The sequence below is a fragment of the Halomicronema sp. CCY15110 genome (assembly GCF_016888165.1).
In the GTDB taxonomy this organism is placed as follows: Bacteria; Cyanobacteriota; Cyanobacteriia; order Phormidesmidales; family Phormidesmidaceae; genus Halomicronema.
Genome location: NZ_JACSWC010000440.1, coordinates 1 through 1,499, shown reverse-complemented (window position 1 = coordinate 1,499; position 1,499 = coordinate 1). Strand labels below are relative to the sequence as shown.

At 53.8% G+C, this 1,499-nt stretch carries 1 protein-coding gene; it reads right to left on the bottom strand.

Annotation, left to right across the window (positions count from 1 at the left end):
- Positions 1-8: 8 nt before the first annotated feature.
- A complete protein-coding gene (locus JUK32_RS26830; protein WP_204141958.1) occupies positions 9-1,388 on the bottom strand; it encodes a transposase in 1,380 nt (459 codons plus the stop codon).
- Between the last annotated feature and the right edge of the window lie 111 nt (positions 1,389-1,499).

The following is a 1,499-nucleotide window of genomic DNA, read 5'->3' as shown; positions in this document are numbered from 1 at the left end:
TACCCCTGTTAAGGTGAACGTTTGTTCTGCTTTTCCTCTAACAGCTTTGCCGTTGAAACGTGAGGATGTTTAGGGTTGTAGTTGTCCTTTTTGGGCGGCTTTTTAGGTCCTCTCGGGGAGGATGAAAACCGTTTGAGATTGACCTTCGCTGCCCACGCTTTCAAGCTGTCAGCAAAGGTTTCTAGTGGCATGGTGCCAAAGGGTTGCCACAGGGGGTCAGGCAAGGCAATCATCATGCCTCGAAAAGTTCCTTGGACTTCTTCAACGACATAGAAGTCAGATAAGCCGGCTTCAATTTTGCCCACCCCATGCACGGATTTGAGCGCCGCTTTGACGGTGGCGAGAATGTTGAAGGCCATCACGGCGATGCAGAAGACAAATAAGGCCGCCCTGGGATAGCCCAAGGTTTTTAATTCACAAGCAAAGACATCGGTGATGATTTGAAACATGCCTTCGACGCTCCAACGCTCTAAATAGAGGTCCGTGACCGTCACTGCGTCCACGACTGAAGCGGGCAAATGGGTGAAAATTGCCACTTCACTATCCCCCTGGCGAGTGGGCTGATGCAGTTGCACCACCAGCCGTCTGGCGACCAATGAACATCCTGATTCATCGGTGATTTGAACCGTTTGCTCGAACACTTCACCGGTCTGGGAAGTGCCTACCCACTGTAATGGCGTCAAGGGCTGCCAGGGGAGTTGCTGATGCGCTCGGGTAATCCAGTAGGCTCCTTGGCTAGCAAGGCCAAACAGCAACGGGCGGGTACAAAAGTTGCGGTCCATAATCCAGACTTGCTTGGCCTCAACGGTGGCCAGTAGCGCTGGGGTCAGGGACCGTTCTTGGGCGTGGCCGTCCTCACAGGGGAACACATCGGTAACCAGCATCTGTTCCGGATCTAGCACTGCAATCGATTGACCGGGTAAAGGACCCGACCGGGTCGCCTGCAGGACCGCCAAACGATGCTCGGTAGCCCCCAAATGATTGCCATCGGCGATCCGTAGTGTGTAGCCCGCTAACCGACTCCCAGGGGCCATACCGAGTGCCTGAACCAGCGGGGACAATTGCTCATAGCTATAGCGGACAAGCGCTTGGGCAATCCCGGGTTCGAGGCCATTCAACTTGCTGTAAAAGGCGGGTTTGGATACCCCGATGCGCTGCTCAAAGGCTTTGTAGGCGGCATTGACCGAGGGGTGGATTTGGCTGACAACCAAGCTCATCAGACTCACCACCGTGGAAAACAACAGTTCTCTCGTGTATTGCTTCTCTGCAGTCCGCTCAAACAGGTCATCCAACGCCTCAGCCGCAAACCCCCGTTCCATCAAGGCGCGGACCATGATGCTCACAGGGCTGGCTTCAACGAACTGCTCAAAGAGGGGATTGATAAGCATCGTACGACTCTCTACAGTGGTTGCTCTGTCCTTACTTAAGCTAACTGTTGAGCTCTGAAAACCCAGGTTTAGCCCGACTATTTAGTACATTTGGTCACCTTAACAGGGGTA